This is a genomic window from Pandoraea sp. XJJ-1, from assembly GCF_026802345.1.
Lineage (GTDB): Bacteria > Pseudomonadota > Gammaproteobacteria > Burkholderiales > Burkholderiaceae > Pandoraea > Pandoraea cepalis.
In genome coordinates, this window is sequence record NZ_CP113827.1 from 2,580,391 (window position 1) to 2,596,591 (window position 16,201).

Here is a 16,201-nt window from a genome sequence, read left to right on the forward strand (position 1 = left end):
GAGCCATTGAGGACCGTACTGGCGTCAGCGAACGGGCCGCAGGCGGTTTGCGCATCGAAAGCTCGACTCAGTAAGCCGCGAAGCAACTCAAACATCGATCGAAACGCTTATGGAGGCCACCATGCAAACCTTTTTCATTCTCAATGATGCCGCCTACGGGAGCGAACACAGCTAAAATGCTCTGCGTCTCGCCAAAGCGCTGGTCAAGCGTGAAAGTGGGACGGTCCGACTGTTCCTGATGGGAGGCGCAGTGGTCTGTGCTAAGTCAGGCCAGCATGTTCCCGAGGACTATTAGAACGCGGGAGATATGCTGTGCACGGTCGGGGGCGGCGGCGGTCTGTACGGCACTTGTCTCGACGCTCGAGGAATTAGCGTCTATGAACTTATCAAGGGAACTCGCCGCAGCACCTTGAGCTAAATGACTGCCTGGACAGCTGAGGCAGACAAGGTACTGGTGTTCTGACGGAGGCGCTGACGATGTTCTCCACGCAATTCCCCAGCAAGGAGTCGGCCCTTTTCCCACTCTTTCGGTTGTGGGGGGCTGGGCAAGCGACGCGGCGAAGGGCCGTGGTTTTTCGTGGGCGTCGACAAGCTGCGCTTCAACCTCAGCCTGGAGATCTGCCCCATGCACACATCTGACATTCGTCTCGGATTGCGCGAGAACTTGGGCCAGTTCTCGCTGCTCGTGCTGGTGAATGCCTTTGTCGGGGCGATGGTCGGACTTGAGCGCAGCATTTTGCCGGCCATCGCCGCGTACGAATTTCACGTCGCGGCGCGGGCAGCAATTCTCTCCTTCATCGTTGTCTTCGGCATCGCCAAGGCGCTGACCAACTACTTTGCAGGACGACTGTCCGATCGGTACGGCCGCAAGCATATACTGGTCGCCGGGTGGCTGGTGGCCGTGCCGGTGCCTTTCGTCCTGATGTGGGCACCCGATTGGAACTGGATCGTCGCTGCCAATGTCTTGCTAGGCGTCAGTCAGGGCCTTACCTGGTCCACCACGGTCATAATGAAGATCGACCTAGTTGGCCCCAAGCAACGCGGCCTGGCGATGGGCCTCAACGAATTTTCCGGCTATTTCGCCGTGGCGGGCAGCGCGCTCGCCACCGGCTGGCTGGCCGCCCGCTACGGGCTGCGCCCGGAACCGTTCTACCTGGGTGTCGTCTACGTTGCCTCGGGTTTGACACTCTCGGCTATGGCGGTTGGCGAAACCCGGCACTACGTGGCACACGAAGTGCAGGCGCACCACACCGAACATGAAGATGCGCTGCCCACCCAAGGCGAAATCTTCCGTCGCGCCTCGCTCACCGACCGCAATCTGTCGAGCATCAGCCAGGCGGGGTTGGTGAATAACCTCAACGATGGCATGGCGTGGGGTCTATTTCCGCTGGTCTTCGCTACCGCAGGCATGTCGCTTGCTCAGGTCGGCACGCTTGCAGCGATATACCCTGCCGTGTGGGGTATCACGCAGATTTTCACGGGAGCCCTGTCCGACCACATTGGCCGCAAGCAGTTGATCGCTTGGGGGATGTGGACGCAGGCGGCAGGCATTGCAATCACGGCATCAAGCAACGGCTTCCTGGGCTTCGGTGTGGGCGGCGTACTCTTGGGCGTCGGCACTGCGATGGTCTATCCGACGTTGCTGGCCGCCATTGGTGACGTGGCGCATCCTGCTTGGCGGGCCTCGGCCGTGGGTGTGTATCGGCTGTGGCGCGACCTGGGCTATGCAGTCGGTGCACTCCTGGCTGGTGTCACAGCCGACTTCTTCGGTTTGGCGGCTGCAGTGTGGCTGATCGCCGGACTCACCTTCTTGTCCGGCGTGATCGTCGTCGCGCGGATGAAAGAAACCCTGGTCAAGAGTGCCTCGTGAGCAACACACGGGCGAACGGCTATGAACGGCCGAAAAAGCGGCATGCGAGACGAGGCGTATTGCGGGTACGCGCAGGTTATATGCCCGGCGAGTTCTCCGAAGGTTTTGCAAGCAGATCGCGTTCGAATCGGCCATATCGCAATGCAAGTGTGGGTAAAACGAGAAGGTTCAGTGCCGTTGACGTAACCAGCCCCCCGAGAATCACGATGGCCATCGGCCCTTCAATCTCGTTGCCAGCGGCACCGCTGGTCAGCGCGAGCGGCACGAGCGCGAGTGCTGTCACGAGCGCTGTCATCAGGATCGGAATTAACCGTTCGGATGCGCCCTGCACTGCGGTCTCCGGTCCCCAGGTATGGCCATCCACGTGCACCAGGTGTTCGTAGTGACTGATCAGCATGATGGAGTTGCGCAACGAAATCCCGAAGAGCGTCACGAAACCTACCATGCCGCCTAACGACAGAGTACCGCCCGTGAGCGCTACGCTCAGGACGCCACCCACCAAGGCAAACGGCAGGTTGATCATTACCAGGACCACCCCTCGACGACTCTTCATCGCGAGAAACAACAGCATCGCAATGCCGAGGAGCGAAATCGCTCCGTACACGACCAGGTCATGCTGAGATTGTGTACGCGCTTCGTTCTCGCCCGTGAACACGGCATACGTTCCCGACGGCAACTTGATTTCCCGGCTCACACGCGCCTGCGCCTCCTTGACGAAATCACTGACCGCCCGGTTGCCGAGGTTGACTGAGACGGTTTGCATGCGTCGACCGTTGTCGTGCGTGATTTGATACCGGCCCGACACCTGACGTATCGACGCCAGGTCTCGAAGCGACACGGCAAGTCCATCCGGATTGCGCAACTTCAGCGCACCGATATCGTCAGGTGTCGCCCTGGCCGATGGCGCCAGGACGACGACGACATCGTATGTTCGGCTGCCTCGGTAGATCTGGGAGACGGTGGTGCCCTCATTCGCCGCCTGGATGGTGTCGAGCACGTCGAGCGGCCGGAAGCCCCAGCGGCTCAATGACTCGGGTTTGAGCCTCACTTCCAGCTCAGGAATGTCCGGGGGAGATTCGACCCGGACGCTTGCCGCACCACGAATCGAACCCAGTAGTTGAGCGATCTCCTGCGCCTTGCGGTCGATGACGTCGAGATTGTCGCCGAACACGTTCACGGCCACAGGCGCCGTCGCACCCGATATCGTCTCGTCGATCCGTTCAACGAGAAACGTATTGACCGAAGTCGTCAATCCCGGAAAGCGAGCGAGTGCCTGTTGGATGCGGTAGAGGGCCCAGCTTTGGCCAGTCGCGCTCATTGGCTCAAGATCGACCTCGAATTCTGAAAGCTGAACGCCGGTCGGGTCGACGACGCCATGGGCACGCCCCGCCCGTTGTGCGACCAACCGAACACCGGGCACCTTCATCAACACTTGCGACACTCGGGCGCCGACGCGCATCGATTCTGCAAGCGACGTGCCGGGCGCAAGCCCCATGTGCACGATATAGTGACCTTCGCGAAGTTCGGGGATGAAGTTGCCGCTCAGAAGCGGTAACGATCCGAGCGCGACGACGCACATCAGCCCAACGGCGATCATCACGGACTTCACGTGCTGCTCGACCGTCAGGAGCAGCGCTGCATAACGAGCCTTCAGGCGGGCAATCAGACGCGGCTCATGCTGTGGCAATGGCCCGCCTACCAGTAGCGCCAAGGCCAACGCGGGTGTGACGGTGAGTGCCACGCCAAGCGACGCGAGCACGGCCAGGATGTACGCAATACCAAGCGGCGCGAACAATTTTCCAGCGACACCCGATAACGTCAGCACCGGCAGGAAGATCAGCATCACGATGAACGTCGCGAACACCACGGCGCTGCGCACTTCAAGCGAGGCGCGCAGCACGACGCGATAGGCCGGCTGCGGCGTCGGGAGGGTCTGATTCTGCCGCAGCCGCCGATAGATGTTCTCAACGTCGATGATGGCGTCGTCGACCACTTCGCCCAGCGCGATCGCGAGCCCGCCGAGCGTCATGGTGTTCAGACTGACGCCGAATGCGGTCAGAACGATAATCGCAACGAGCAGTGACAGCGGAATCGCTACCGCTGAAATGACGGCCGTGCGCACATTGAGCAGGAACAGGAAAAGGACAGAGATCACAAGCGCCGCGCCAACGAGCAACGCAGTGCGGAGGTGGCTCAGCGCCGCATCGATGAAGCTGGCGGGCCGGAATACCTCGGCGTTGACCTCGACGCCTTGCTTCGCGAGAATCGGCTTGATCGACGCCAGCGATGTCTCGATGCCTTTTGTCACCTCGAGCGTATTGGTGCCATATTGGCTTTCCAGAACAACCATTACGCCGGGATGCGCCATGATCGATGCTGCGCCGACCGCCGGCGCAGCGCCCCACGCCACGGTGGCGACGTCCCCAATGCGGACGGCAGCACCATGGCTCCAATGCAGCACCACGTTGGCCAGCGTCTGCGGCTCGGCGATCTGACCGTCCGCGTTCACCGCGATACGCTGGTTGTCCCCCTCGATGAACCCGGCGCCCTTCACTCCCGTTGATGCTTTCGCGGCGGCGACCACGTCCTGGATCGATAGCCCATAACGTATTAATTTGGTCGGATCGACCTGGATCTGCATCTGCCGGGTCTGGCCACCGAAAACAATGGCATCGGCAACACCGGGAACGCTCATGAGTTGCGGTCGCAACGTCCACTGCGCGATATCGTATAGCGCCTGAAGTGAGCGCGTGTTGGATGTCAGGCCAATCGTTCGCACAACGCTTGTCGTCGTCGTCAGCGGCAACAGTCGTGGCGGATGGACGCCCGACGGTAGCGTCGCGGCCAATTCATTGACCCGCTCGGACACGAGCTGACGGACCTGCATCACATTCGTATGCTCGTTGAATACGAGCGTGATGGCCGACAGGCCCTGCATCGACCTAGATCGCATCGACTGGAGTCCGACAAGGCCGCCCAGACCGTTCTCCAGCCGCTGTGTCACGAGCGTCTCGACTTGCTCGCTGGTCAGGCCCGGTGCTTCTGTTTGCACGATGCTCATCGGCGGAGCGAACTCGGGAAAGACGTCGAGCTTCGCGCGCGTGAGCGAATAAACGCCATAACCGGCCGCGACGACGGCCAGCGCGTAAATGACGCCTCGAAAGCGCAGTGAAAAGCGAATGATCGCGTTAAGCATGAGGGAACGTATCGGTCGGTGCGCGTTGCGGTGGGCGAATTAGTCGTCGCACTCCGGAGGGTCTTTGCAGACGGTGGCGATACCTCGCGGCTTGAGTTCTTCGGAAAGCAGCAACTGCGCGCCTTGAATGACGACCTGATCACCGGCGTGGAAGCCCGGCGTATGGCTCACGCTGGGATCACCGTCGCCCGATCCGGGAACGAAGCGGCGCGTGAAGCTGTCAGGCGCGGTCTTGACATACGCCCACCGCTGTCCGCCATACCAGAGAACGGCGCCCCCCGGAACGACAAGTGACGCCTTCGCCGCGCCAGTTGCAGGAAGATTGGCGAGTGTTCGCGTGCCGGCCGGGAGCATCTGGGAGACGAGGTAAAGCCAAGGCTGGCCCTGAAGGGCAGGATCGGTGCTCGGCGCCGCCGAGAGTCGCTGCGCTGGCAACGTCTTGCCATCCGGCGAATCGACGGTAATCTGTGGCGGGGCATCGGTGCCGTTGCCCGCCGGAAGCGTGACACGCAGCACAGTCGCTTGCCCGGCCCGGAGATGCTCCATGACGCGGGATGTCGGTGCCTGCGCAGCCGCGGCAAGCGCCTCGCCGAATTGCTGGCGTAACGTCGCGCCGAGTCCGGCCACTGCGATCTTGGCGGAACGCAGTTTTGCGTCGTTCGCCCGCATCATGGCATTGGCATCTGAGACGGACTTGCGGGACACATTTTGATCATCTTCAAATAGTGTCCGACTCCGTGCATATTGGTCGCGCGAATTGTCCGCCTGCGCGGTGAGCGTGTCGAGATCCGCTTGCGCGGCGGCGAAGCGGCTGCGCAAATCGAAAAGGGGCTGCAAATCAAGCACTGTCGCGTAGGCCGGGCGCGTCTGTTCGCGTGGCGCGTCGATAAGCGATGTCACCTCGATATGGCTCGCGCGTTGAGCATCCGGCGCAACCACGACGACGGTTTCCCCGTTGACCGTACGTACGGAAGGTTGTGAAGTGTCCTTCACGGCAGTGCCGGCAGCCGACGGCTGAAGGGAAAGTGTCCGATAGACGTACCAGATGGCACCAGTTGCCAATGCGATCGTCGTGGCGCAGAGAATGATCCAACGTAGCTTCATTTGCGCAACTCCTTTTCAGTCACAGACGGCTTCAATGCGGGGGCGTCGCCAGTAAGAGGACGCTGCACGGCGTCTTCGAGCCGACCCGCCGCCTGTTGGGCACTGATGGCGGCATCGAGCCGGACGAGCTGATTCGTCTGGAAATCGGCACGGGCCTGTGCATAGGTCAGTCGGCCGGCATCCCCGGCCGCAAACGCCGCGGCCGTACTGTCAAGCCGTCGGCGGGCTGCTGCGAGGCGCGCGTCCTCGATGCGCAGCGTTTCCACGTTCGCCTGATAGAGGTCGAGCGCCCTGTCGATCTCGCCGAGTATCGTGTCTTGCAGTGCTGCCGTTCGCGCAGCCGCCTCCTTGCGATTCGCTTCGGCTTGAGCGATGCTGCCTTGGTTTTGATTGAAGATCGGCAGGTTGATACCGGCGAGACCGAACGCGATTTTGTGTGTGCCGGTGTCGTAGGTGTAGCCAGGCCCCAAATGAATGTCGGGATATTGCTTTGCCACTTCAAGCTGTAGCGCGGATTCGGCGGCGGCGTAGTCGGCAAGCGACATGCGCAGATCCGGACGATTGAGGATCGCCGCCTGACGCACATCGGCGTCGGGCGGTGCCGCCGGAATCATGCCGAACATTTGGAGATCGAGCTGAACAGCGTCCAGCGATCGCGTCGGAACACCGATGGCGGAGGCGAGTTGCGCGCGAGCGCCCTGCTCCGCGCCGCGAACTGTCGCGAGCTCTGCTTGTGCTTGCGTGGCTGCTACGATGGCAGCGTCGACGTCCGGTCCGGCGTTTTCGCCGACGGCACGGCGCTTCTCCACCATCGCGACGATCTCCCGGAGGGCATCGGCCTTGCGCGAGAGCAAAGTCGCCTTCTCACGAGCGGCGTATATCGCGAGCAGCGTATCGCGCACCCGTGCCTGCACTTTCCAAGCGGTGTTCATGACGCTCAACCGAGCGGATTCTGCAAGGTGTGCGGCCTGCTTGACCCGATAGCCTCGCTTTCCGGCAGTTTCTATGGGGATGTCGAGCGCAAGGCCCCACGTGTAGGCGGTCCCAGGCCCAGGATTCGGCGACGAGCGCTGGAACGGCAACTGCAACACGGGGTTTGGCAGCGCGTCGGCAACGTCGATTCCACTTTTTGCTGTCGCCCACTGGGCGCGTGCGACGCGGAGTTCCGGACTGAAATACCACGCCGCCAGCGTCAACATTGGGAGATTCCAGCTAGCCTGGGATGATGGCGGGACGTCGCGGCCCAGTTCGCGCCGCATGAATTCACGTAGGCCTTCATCGGAAAGCGTGCGCACCTCGAATTGGTGCGCGAGCTTCGCCGGCGAGATTGGCTGCGCGTGGTAGGTGGCGCAGCCTGCCAGACAAAGTAAAAGAATGAGCGGTGTTTGGCGCACGTCAGCACCCTCGCGTCTCGTTGCTGCCCAATGGGGCGGTCAAGGCGGGATGCTACGCAACGCGATGTGAAATTTTCGTCAAGAACGTCAGCGATTGAATGTCACGTCGCGTTGGCGGGTTAAACTACCGGGAGCCGCAGGGAGACTCGGGTCCCTTGGCCAAGTGCGCTGTCAACGGTGACCGGCCAGCCGTAACGCGCGCAGAGTTTCTGCACGATCGCCAGGCCGATGCCGAAGCCACGTGCGACGGATTCGGCTTGATCGCCGCGATAAAGTCGATCGAAAATGTGCGGCTGCGCCTCCTTGGCGATGCCGCTCCCGCTATCCTCCACGCACAATCGTCTGTCTTTCCACGCCAAGCGGATGTGACCGACATCGGTATAACGCACCGCGTTTTCGATCAAGTTGGATAATACGATCGTCAGCGCGGCGTCGTTGATGTCGACGCGTAGGTCCATTGGCACTTGGACAACGAGGTCGATATCCTTTGCCCGGATCCTTTCTGCAAATGGCTGAAGCACTTCCGTGACAAGTGAGGCAAGTGCCACAGGCTGTGTTGTTGAGGATGTTTCCTCGCGAGCCAATAGCAACAAGGCGCTGACCAGTTCCCGCATATGGTCTGCCGCGCGCTCGATCTGTGCAATCCGCGCACGTGCTCTGTCGTCGAGCCCCGGGGCTTGATCCAACAGTTCGCAGCTCGTTTTGATGGCGGTTAGCGGCGTGCGCAACTCATGGCTGACGTTGCCGGTGAACTCCTTTTCTCGCGCGACCATATCGGCCATGCGCCGGTGGTAGTCATTGAAGGCGTCGACAAGGCCGATCAATTCCTGCTCATCGAACTCGCCCGACTGGATTGAGGGCTCGGAATCCTGACGGAGCTTTGTGACCTGATTTGCCAGGTTGGCGACCTGACGAACTAACATGCCTGACAAGCCAAATGCCAGCCAGATCGCGACTAGCGCGAACACACCCGTGGTCGCCATGAGTGCGTTAATGACTTCTTTGAAATGTTTCTCGTAGACGCTGAAGTTATAGACTCGGTAGAGTCGTACGTGATTGAATGGGACAATGGTCACGTGGATTTCGCGCCCGTCGGCAATCAGTTCGTGCGTGCCGGGAGGAAGCTGAGCGACAGTGGTGGGCAGTGCCGGAGAGGAGCTGTCGGCCGCGGAGAGATAGCCGTTGAGGCGATCATCGAGAGGGGGTAACGTCGACGGCGCGGCTTCGTAACCTCGCACCACACTCGCGATATCGTCACGAATCAACGCGGTGATCAGTCGTTCTTCTTGCGCCTCTGCGAGAAGCCGGACACCGAGTGCTTGTGTCACCAGCAACACAATCGTGACGGCCGAGAATGCCAGCGCGACTTTCTTACGAAGACTGAGGTGCATTGGCGTTGCCAGTAGAGAGTCGATAGCCGAGTCCGTGAACGGTCTCGACGAGTTCCGCGTCGCCGGGCTTCGACAAAGCCTTGCGCAACATATAGATGTGGGTGCGCAATGTGTCGCTTCCTGGCGGTTCGCCTCCCCACACTTCCGTTTCGAGTTCCTGGCGCGTTAGCACTCGATCGGGCGCCAACATGAGCAAACGCAAAATGTGAAGGCATTTGGGTTGGAGCTTGATCGGGCGGCCGGCGCGCTCGACAGCGAGCGTCTGCAAATCGAGCGTCAGGTCGGCGAACCGCAGCGCCTGTGCGGCCACCCTGCCGCGATAGCGCTTAATCAATGCGTCGAGACGCGCGCCGACTTCCTTGAGCGAAAAGGGCTTGACGAGGTAGTCGTCCGCTCCGTGACTAAAGCCCATTAGTTTGTCATCGAGCGAATCCCTCGCGGTTAGCATGAGCACAGGCGTATCGCGATGCGCCTGCTGACGCAGCGCACGGCACAGTGCCAGCCCGTCCATACCCGGCAGCGAAATATCAAGCAGGATCGCATCCCAGGCGTCGGAAAGCGCGAACTTGAGTCCTGCGGGACCGTTCGCTGCGAGATCGACTTGAAAACCACGGCTTTCCAGGTAGTCGTAGACGTTCGCTGCAATGGCTGCGTCGTCTTCGATGATAAGTACTTTCATGTTGAGGTTGCTAACACTGCAATACTGGGAAACGGACGAACGGTACCCAAAGCGCCCTACCTGAGAACCGCTCCTCGCCTTCGTCAAACTCGCGCCAGTAGATCAGTTCCATTCCAGTTTTCCTATCCGACTCGCTTACCGTGTTGGTTGATGAGACCGATCAATGCTTCGCGATCGATCTCCCACAGCTCCCGACTTTCTTCTCGCGGCCCTTTGAAGTGATTGCAGGAATCGGCGAATACATCCAGAGTGACCATCGTCCCATTGCCTGGCAAAAGTACGGCGCGGTTGCTTTTGTCAAAATGTCCGCTCGACGACTCGTGAAAGTAGTCCACCAACACCAACTCGCCCTTCGGGCCGGGATTTTCGGTTGTAGCCATTACTATCCCCCTAACGTTTTCCTACATCAGAAGCTCAGGCTCCGCGACCAGAATTTCACGGGCCCACGGTTGCATATTGAACGGAAAATTAAGGCCATATGAAACGGACGACGCTCGGTATAGCACTCCCTTCCCTTCCAAGCCGCGCACGGCACCATCGTTAAGGCTGTAATCGATTGATGCCGCTTGGTTGCGGATATAGGGAACGAGAACTGCCTTCTCGTCTGGCGTAAGCGTCGTGAGCCACTTTCGTCTGACCTTTCGCATCCGTGCATCGCCGAGCCAGGAGCCGAGGACGTTGAAGATCCAAGTGAGTCCATGCGCGAGCAGATAAGCGCAGGACGCCAGCAACGCGACTCCGACCCACATTCGGTACTTCGTGAGAAAGTCGACGAGGCCCGCTGCGTCAACAAGATGTGCCGGAGCGTATAGCAGAGCCCCGCTAGCGAACGCGATGGCAAGTAGAGGCTTCACGGCAATTTGGCCAACTGCTTTTATACCCTCGGCGGCATCCCCGATCATGCCCATGTTAGCGTTTCCCCTTTTCCTATCCAGCCAGTGCCTGCTTCAAGGCGTAAGCACCGAGTGCCTTAATGGCATCAAACGTCAGCTCGATGCCCTTCTTCTTGGCGTTGGATTTAATCGAATCCCAGATTGACGATGACCGCATAGTATCGAGTAGATCGTGCCCGGACATCGTAAGCCTAGGCGCGGAACAAGCGAACGAGAAATGGTTGTCTGCCCCACGGAGCACATGAAGACCATCAACATATCCACTGTCGATTAGCAGTTCGAGATGCCCTGCGATTCGCTCTTCAATTTTCCGCCGCTCTCTGGCAAGAGCGTCATATGACTCCCAAGTCAGATCATGGAGCGGCCCCACGTATCTGAGGACACGAGGACTCTCTTAAAATAAGGGATAGTCTTGTGCCTATCAGTAAGCCTAGTCATTACGTGGAAAGCATCGAAATTCTGACCGAGCCGGAGCGCCGTCGCCGGCGCACGGCGCAAGAAAAAATCGCCATCGTGCAGGAAACATTGGAGCCGGGAGCGTCGGTGTCGGCCGTTGCACGTCGGCACGGCGTCAATGCCAACCAGGTGTTCGGCTGGCGCAAGCAATACCAGGAAGGCAGTCTGGCGGCGGTGAAGGCAGGCGAAACCGTTGTGCCGGCATCTGAGCTGGCCGCCGCCATCAAGGAAATCAAGGAACTGCAACGGCTACTCGGGAAGAAGACGCTGGAGGTCGAAATCCTGAAAGAAGCCGTGGAATGGGGCCGTTCAAAAAACCTGATTGCGCGCTCGCCCTTGCTGCCGGGGGACGACCGATGAAGACGGTCTGCGAAGTTCTCGGCGTGGCGCGCTCTGCCGTGGCGGTGAAGCGAACTCGCTCGTCTGACTGGCGCGATGGTCGCCGTGCCCGCATGACCAATGATGCCGGGCTGGTCGAGGAGATTCAGGCCCATGTGGCGCATCTGCCGACCTACGGCTACCGGCGTGTCTGGGCGCTGCTGCGCCGCAGTCGGGAGCAGACCGGTGCGCCGTGCATCAACGCCAAGCGCGTGTATCGGGTCATGCGGGAGCATCAGTTGCTGCTGCGCCGCCCTGGCGTGCGGCGAGACAAGCGGCGACATGACGGTCGCGTTGCCGTGGACCGCAGCAACACCCGCTGGTGCTCCGATGGCTTCGAGTTCCGGTGCGACGATGGTACGCCGCTGCGCGTGACGTTTGCGCTGGACTGCTGCGACCGCGAGGCGATTAGCTGGGCAGCGACGACCAGCGGGCATAGCGGTGATGTGGTGCGCGACGTGATGCTGGCCGCCGTCGAACAGCGCTTCGGCACCACGCAGGCCGCGCAGCCCATTGAATGGCTGACGGACAACGGCTCGGCCTACATCGACCACCGCACGCGCAGCTTCGCTCGCGAACTGGGTCTTGAGCCGCTGACCACGCCGGTTCGTTCGCCGCAGAGCAATGGCATGGCCGAATCGTTCGTGAAGACCATGAAGCACAATTACGTCGCCTATATGGACAAGTCTGACGCACCAACAGCGCTCTCGCGTCTGGCTATCGCGTTTGAACACTACAATGAGCGCCATCCGCACAAAGCCCTGAAATACCGCTCGCCTCGCGAGTTCAGGCGTAATGCGGTGTCATCAACCTAACGGTGTCCGCGTGTCCTGAGTTACAGGGGCAACTCCAGATCATCTGTCCACTTCGGCGCATCCGGAATATCTGCCAGCGCATCATTCCCGGCCTCTATGTCCGTCAGCTGTTTGCGCAGTAGGTCCCAGTCTCGCTTCATTGGCTTCCTCGTCACCCGCGACTAGCCAGGGCGCGCTCGATTTTCTTGTCGGTCTTGTACTGGCTCAGCGCATACACAGACCAGATCGCAGCCGGAATCCAACCGACGATCGTGAGTTGGAGAAGCAAGCAGATGATCCCCGCGAAGGGACGTCCGATCGTGAAAAATTGAAGCCAAGGCAAAATCAACGCAAGCAGCAGACGCATGTAGTTCCTCTTACGATGTCAGTCCCGGCTTCCGGCCGGTTCGGGGCGTTTCACGCCAGGCAAACCCTTACTCGCAGATCGAAATGATCTGGTTTAATTGCTCACAGGCGGCCAAAAAGACCTCCTGAGGTGCCTGCTTCCACGGATGCGGCTTCGCGCCGCGCGCCCGCCAGTCGAAGGACTTCGGCTGATGCCCCAAGACGTAGCTGGTGACGTTTTTCGGCCCCTTGAACTTGATAGCGAACGGATTGGTGTCGTTGTACTCTGCCGTCGTCATAGGCAGGCCGATGACGATGCTGGTTGTCTCGTTAAACGCTCTAGGCGACAGGACGAGCATCGGGTGCATATTCTTCATTTCTCGACCGACTTGTGGATTGCAGTCGATCCAGATGATGTCGCCGCGATCCGGTGCCCAAGCGACCTTCGACATCAAAAAGCCTCCGCGCCAACAGGGGACGCCGCCATAGCTTCTCCGCCATGCTTCGACAGGTCGAACTTGGCGAGCTTTTCAGCAAGGGTGAGCTTCCGAGGGCCGACAGGCTTCACGGTGACGCCAACCTCATCGGTTGTCACCTCCACCTCAAGACCGACCTCGAAGTGCGCCGAGCGCGCGACTGCGGCAGGAATCCGTACCGCCAAGCTGTTTCCCCATTGCTGAATAGTCAGTGTTGCCGTCTTTGCCATGATGATTCACCTCCATTACGTATCTACAAGTATAGACATAATCTTTCGGAGTTTCAACGCGTATCTACTTTTCGCATCATCAATCGATGGCTCAGGTACACGCAGCGCTGGCGGCAGCCTTTCGTGATCGCTGCCCGCAGGCTCACTTCTTCTCGAATTAGTCCGGAGGGCTGGAGTACGTTCGCCATTTCGATGCGGGCAATTTCGGAGATCCGCATCCCGCAGGTGAAGCCGAGCAGCAGAATAAGCGCGTCACGCTCGGGGTGCCGACTGGTGGCCTCGGTCACGCGGAGCAGGTGGCGGATTTGGGCAGGTTTGAGTGTCTTGGCGCGTTTGATGTGCATGGTTTCTCGGTCCTCGTAATGCGCTCGAAATTGAGCCTGTTACGAGAGAGAAACGCCGGGCGCTCCTTTTCACTATAAACGCCCGTGGTTTCTGCCGTCCTCGGAAAATGGCGCAGAAACCTCTCCCATGCTTCCTTGGTTTGTGGAAGCCCAGCGCCAACGAGAAAATTACAGGGAAGTGCGGGCGACACAAACTCTCGGAGATCTCGACTGATCTCGCGCAATAGCACACCGCCCCCGGCGACGGCAGTGACCACAAGCCCCCGCTTCGCAGCTGACAGTAAATCAGCGGCCAGCTCGCGATATCCGATGATTCTCGGCCGTGTCCCCTTGGGGCTTACGATGATCTCGGCAGCCGACCTAGCTATCGCTTCCGATCCAACATCATCTGTGAATCAGCGTCGGTGCACACTAGTCTTACTGTGTCAATAAACCAGCATTGACCGCTGAACAAAACGGACATCGCTGGATCCGGCGCGCGATGTATGCAGCGATACGCCAGCGCAGCGTGGTGATGGAATCAGCCACGTGGCGCTGCGTGCGCTGCGGACCCGCGTGGCACGTAATCCGAGGGTAAGGCAAATGGGTCGCGGATCGAGGAGTTTTTTTTACTGTCGCCTTGAATGAGGCGTTGAGCAACAAGAAACCCATAGGCGGCAATACACAGCGATGCATGGTGATGGAATCCACGCCAGCCACGTCCTTCGAAGTGTCCCAGGCCGAATTCCTGCTTGAGATCCTGATAATTCCGCTCGATACGCCAGCGCAGCTTGGCAACATGAACCATGCGTTCGAGCGTCGTGTCTGGGGGCAAAGTCGAAAGCCAATATTTGAGTGGCTCCGCATCACCTTCGGGCCATTCGATCAGTAGCCATTCCTCATCGCGCAGTGTGGAGCGCCAGTAATCGCGATGTGAAGCACACACGCGCACGGCGGCAAAGCGCGAACTGAGCGCGGCGCAGGTACCTTCACGCCAGATCACGTTGCGATAGCGCGAGGCATCGAGCGTCAAGGCCAGATCTTTGACTCCGATCGGCTCATGCCCTGGCGCGCGCCGTAACAAGCTACGCGGCCGGCCCGATTTCCCCGCGGAGGATTCGGGTGGTAGAGGAGCGGTGCCCGGTGCCCATACGCGCGTGTTCGAGCGAATGCCCACCGCATACTGCAGCCCGAGCTCGCTGACGGCCTCGCGAAACGAGGTGTCGTCTCCATAGCCCGCATCGGCCAACACGATACCGTCGGGCGCGCCGCTTTGCCGTGCTTCGTGCAACTGCCCGGTCGCAATCTCCGGTTTGGTTGCAAACTCAATTTCCTCGGGCACGCCGGCTTTCTGTCGTCGCGCGGGATCGTCGCTCCATTCACGCGGCAGATGCAGTCGATACGACACCGGTAGGCTCGCATCTTCCGTCGCCACCGACAGGCTCACCGCAACCTGGCAGTTGTCCTGCTTGCCCAACTGACCGCAGTATTGCCGCGCCACGCCGACCGAATGCTTGCCCTTCTTGGGAAATCCCGTGTCGTCAATGATCCAATACAACCCGCCAGCCGGGTCCATATGCGGCCGCACCCAGCGCCGCACCTGCTCGAGCAGCGCCGTATCGAACCATTCCGACTTCGCCACGAAATGATGCAACGACTGGTGCCGCGCGCTCACGTGCTCCGGTTCCAGATGCGCCGCCAGCGGCTCGACGCTCTTGCGCCGAATTGGCGGCATCAGCCCTTGGCAATAGCCCCCTCAATCCTGATTCGCGATCGTTATGCCCAAGCGCTTCACACAAATGTTCCAGATACGACTCGAATGACGTTTCCCAGTCCATCATTCCTCACGCCGTGGATGAAAAAGTTTCTATAATGGCATGAATTTATTGACACAGTAAGACTAGACATCATGACCTGAATCGGCTGGCAGAATTGAACCCATATTCTGTCCACGGCAGAGTCCGCAACCGTTTTTCACCTATTTTCTGTCGCGCCACAGAAATGCACTTAATTTGTGTCTGCGTTGATGGACAAAAATCTGGGTGTCGATGCCGTTCGTTAATTTGTAAGCGATTGATTTTATTATTTATTTTTGCTGGCTGCGAGTGCCCTATTTTGTGTCCGCCAACTTCAAGGGGCTGGTAGCGCGCGATCGGCCTTGCAGCGTTTCAGCGAAAGCGGCTTGGCTGCAAAGATCCGCACGACCTTGCCGGTTCCTCTTTCGACTTCCATATCCACGCACGCGCAGCCGTATCCGTGACTTCCCGCGTTAGTGACAACCCAGCCCTTTGTCGACATGTCGGGAATCTCGTCGAACCCCGGAACCGGCGGCTCGCCCATCACGGAAAGCGTCCAACTGCCGTCCTTGTCGTCGAGCCACCAGTTGCCAGGCGTCGGGTTCTGCAACCAACCACAGCGATTTTCCCGGTTGCTCGAAACCGCATGGGCACTGAGTGCCATCAAAAGGCAAACGGCAAGCGCGGGCGCCACGCGGCGAGAGCGAACGATTTTCATGGGAAAGACCTTCTGATCCAGGTACCACCTGTGCAAGGCGGTGGCCGAAACCTTCAGCGACGCAAACGCTATCAATATAGCCACTCCGGCGATATCCCTGGCAAATTTACCCGCTCGCAAGCGTTCGTGTTCCCGAACGAGGCCCATGTCCACGCCTG

At 59.8% G+C, this 16,201-nt stretch carries 15 protein-coding genes and 1 pseudogene; 2 read left to right on the forward strand and 14 right to left on the reverse strand.

Going from position 1 to position 16,201, the window contains the following annotated elements; genetic code table 11:
* Positions 1-625 precede the first annotated feature (625 nt).
* A complete protein-coding gene (locus OYT13_RS11765) occupies positions 626-1,870 on the forward strand; it encodes an MFS transporter (protein ID WP_026132046.1) in 1,245 nt (414 codons plus the stop codon).
* A gap of 76 nt (positions 1,871-1,946) precedes the next feature.
* Here OYT13_RS11765 and OYT13_RS11770 read toward each other — a convergent pair whose 3' ends face one another.
* From OYT13_RS11770 to OYT13_RS11805, 8 genes are all read right to left on the reverse strand, one after another.
* Positions 1,947-5,066, reverse strand: a complete 3,120-nt coding sequence (locus tag OYT13_RS11770; RefSeq protein WP_268567797.1) for an efflux RND transporter permease subunit — start codon at positions 5,064-5,066, stop codon at positions 1,947-1,949.
* A 39-nt stretch (positions 5,067-5,105) separates the two neighbouring features.
* Positions 5,106-6,170, reverse strand: coding sequence for a hypothetical protein (locus OYT13_RS11775; RefSeq protein ID WP_017234502.1), 1,065 nt, complete (start codon positions 6,168-6,170; stop codon positions 5,106-5,108).
* Positions 6,167-7,564: a TolC family protein gene (locus tag OYT13_RS11780; protein WP_026132045.1), complete on the reverse strand. Its 1,398-nt coding sequence runs from the start codon at positions 7,562-7,564 to the stop codon at positions 6,167-6,169. Before OYT13_RS11780 ends, OYT13_RS11775 begins: the two co-directional genes overlap by 4 nt.
* A 119-nt stretch (positions 7,565-7,683) precedes the next feature.
* A complete protein-coding gene (locus tag OYT13_RS11785; protein WP_017234500.1) occupies positions 7,684-8,955 on the reverse strand; it encodes a sensor histidine kinase in 1,272 nt (423 codons plus the stop codon).
* Complete coding sequence (locus tag OYT13_RS11790) at positions 8,936-9,634, reverse strand: response regulator transcription factor (RefSeq protein ID WP_017234499.1); 699 nt, start codon at positions 9,632-9,634, stop codon at positions 8,936-8,938. Before OYT13_RS11790 ends, OYT13_RS11785 begins: the two co-directional genes overlap by 20 nt.
* Positions 9,635-9,756: 122 nt before the next feature.
* Positions 9,757-10,014 carry a hypothetical protein gene (locus OYT13_RS11795; protein WP_017234497.1) on the reverse strand — a complete coding sequence of 86 codons (258 nt, stop codon included), beginning with the start codon at positions 10,012-10,014 and terminating at the stop codon, positions 9,757-9,759.
* 21 nt (positions 10,015-10,035) lie between these two features.
* Complete coding sequence (locus tag OYT13_RS11800; RefSeq protein WP_017234496.1) at positions 10,036-10,542, reverse strand: superinfection exclusion B family protein; 507 nt, start codon at positions 10,540-10,542, stop codon at positions 10,036-10,038.
* Positions 10,543-10,561: 19 nt separating this feature from the next.
* On the reverse strand, positions 10,562-10,897 hold the full coding sequence (locus OYT13_RS11805; protein ID WP_268567798.1) for a DUF2513 domain-containing protein: 336 nt from the start codon (positions 10,895-10,897) through the stop codon (positions 10,562-10,564).
* An 80-nt stretch (positions 10,898-10,977) separates the two neighbouring features.
* Here OYT13_RS11805 and OYT13_RS11810 point away from each other — a divergent pair.
* Positions 10,978-12,176 (forward strand): IS3 family transposase gene (locus OYT13_RS11810; RefSeq protein WP_181762485.1). Its coding sequence is split into 2 segments (ribosomal slippage): positions 10,978-11,293 and positions 11,293-12,176, totalling 1,200 coding nucleotides; the frame shifts between segments, so codons are not numbered across the junction.
* Positions 12,177-12,327: 151 nt separating this feature from the next.
* Here the strand turns inward: OYT13_RS11810 and OYT13_RS11815 are convergent.
* The 6 genes and pseudogenes from OYT13_RS11815 to OYT13_RS11840 form a co-directional block, all read right to left on the reverse strand.
* Positions 12,328-12,522, reverse strand: coding sequence for a YqaE/Pmp3 family membrane protein (locus OYT13_RS11815; RefSeq protein WP_017234494.1), 195 nt, complete (start codon positions 12,520-12,522; stop codon positions 12,328-12,330).
* A gap of 67 nt (positions 12,523-12,589) precedes the next feature.
* On the reverse strand, positions 12,590-12,952 hold the full coding sequence (locus tag OYT13_RS11820; protein ID WP_017234493.1) for a type II toxin-antitoxin system PemK/MazF family toxin: 363 nt from the start codon (positions 12,950-12,952) through the stop codon (positions 12,590-12,592).
* Positions 12,952-13,206: an AbrB/MazE/SpoVT family DNA-binding domain-containing protein gene (locus OYT13_RS11825; RefSeq protein WP_017234492.1), complete on the reverse strand. Its 255-nt coding sequence runs from the start codon at positions 13,204-13,206 to the stop codon at positions 12,952-12,954. The genes OYT13_RS11820 and OYT13_RS11825 overlap by 1 nt, the downstream gene beginning before the upstream one ends.
* Before the next feature lie 53 nt (positions 13,207-13,259).
* On the reverse strand, positions 13,260-13,550 hold the full coding sequence (locus tag OYT13_RS11830; protein WP_017234491.1) for a tyrosine-type recombinase/integrase: 291 nt from the start codon (positions 13,548-13,550) through the stop codon (positions 13,260-13,262).
* 526 nt (positions 13,551-14,076) lie between these two features.
* A pseudogene (locus OYT13_RS11835) lies at positions 14,077-15,367 on the reverse strand (IS701 family transposase); the annotation flags it as partial.
* 292 nt (positions 15,368-15,659) lie between these two features.
* The gene (locus OYT13_RS11840) at positions 15,660-16,190 is read right to left on the reverse strand and encodes a DUF4087 domain-containing protein (protein WP_268567799.1); all 531 of its coding nucleotides are present in this window, start codon (positions 16,188-16,190) and stop codon (positions 15,660-15,662) included.
* Positions 16,191-16,201 lie beyond the last annotated feature (11 nt).

Excerpts from the sequence above, each read along its gene's own strand:
- OYT13_RS11765 (WP_026132046.1), top strand. The coding sequence starts at position 626 with ATGCACACATCTGACATTCGTCTCGGATTGCGCGAGAACTTGGGCCAG.
- OYT13_RS11770 (WP_268567797.1), bottom strand. The coding sequence starts at position 5,066 with ATGCTTAACGCGATCATTCGCTTTTCACTGCGCTTTCGAGGCGTCATT.
- OYT13_RS11775 (WP_017234502.1), bottom strand. The coding sequence starts at position 6,170 with ATGAAGCTACGTTGGATCATTCTCTGCGCCACGACGATCGCATTGGCA.
- OYT13_RS11785 (WP_017234500.1), bottom strand. The coding sequence starts at position 8,955 with ATGCACCTCAGTCTTCGTAAGAAAGTCGCGCTGGCATTCTCGGCCGTC.
- OYT13_RS11790 (WP_017234499.1), bottom strand. The coding sequence starts at position 9,634 with ATGAAAGTACTTATCATCGAAGACGACGCAGCCATTGCAGCGAACGTC.
- OYT13_RS11795 (WP_017234497.1), bottom strand. The coding sequence starts at position 10,014 with ATGGCTACAACCGAAAATCCCGGCCCGAAGGGCGAGTTGGTGTTGGTG.
- OYT13_RS11800 (WP_017234496.1), bottom strand. The coding sequence starts at position 10,542 with ATGGGCATGATCGGGGATGCCGCCGAGGGTATAAAAGCAGTTGGCCAA.
- OYT13_RS11815 (WP_017234494.1), bottom strand. The coding sequence starts at position 12,522 with ATGCGTCTGCTGCTTGCGTTGATTTTGCCTTGGCTTCAATTTTTCACG.
- OYT13_RS11820 (WP_017234493.1), bottom strand. The coding sequence starts at position 12,952 with ATGTCGAAGGTCGCTTGGGCACCGGATCGCGGCGACATCATCTGGATC.
- OYT13_RS11825 (WP_017234492.1), bottom strand. The coding sequence starts at position 13,206 with ATGGCAAAGACGGCAACACTGACTATTCAGCAATGGGGAAACAGCTTG.
- OYT13_RS11830 (WP_017234491.1), bottom strand. The coding sequence starts at position 13,550 with ATGCACATCAAACGCGCCAAGACACTCAAACCTGCCCAAATCCGCCAC.
- OYT13_RS11840 (WP_268567799.1), bottom strand. The coding sequence starts at position 16,190 with ATGGGCCTCGTTCGGGAACACGAACGCTTGCGAGCGGGTAAATTTGCC.